Origin of the sequence: Alloprevotella sp. OH1205_COT-284 (genome assembly GCF_003859795.1) — a bacterium.
In the GTDB taxonomy this organism is placed as follows: Bacteria; Bacteroidota; Bacteroidia; order Bacteroidales; family Bacteroidaceae; genus Alloprevotella.
On record NZ_RQYI01000089.1, the window covers coordinates 1 to 261 of the forward strand.

Here is a 261-nt window from a genome sequence, read left to right on the forward strand (position 1 = left end):
TGCCCTTTATCCAAATCGGGCATAAGTGCTATTACAAACGTGAGGATGTGGAAGCACTTCTTGCCAAGTCCAACCGAAAAATACAATGACTATGGAACACGAAATCGTAAACAAAGAAACGCCCGAGATGAAGCAACTCATCTCAGGCATCAGAGAAGTGAGTAAACGCCTTCGGGAGATTGCCCAAACGCACCGTCCGCTCTTCGGGGGAGAAATCTACCTTACGGGGCGAGAGGTCTGTGAACGGCTTTTCGTCAGCCC

General features: G+C 49.4%; 2 pseudogenes. Both read left to right on the plus strand.

Annotated features, from left to right (window positions below):
- Window positions 1–89 (plus strand): annotated as a pseudogene (locus EII14_RS09560) (multidrug DMT transporter permease); the annotation flags it as partial.
- Window positions 90–91: 2 nt separating this feature from the next.
- A pseudogene (locus tag EII14_RS09145) lies at window positions 92–261 on the plus strand (DNA-binding protein); the annotation flags it as partial.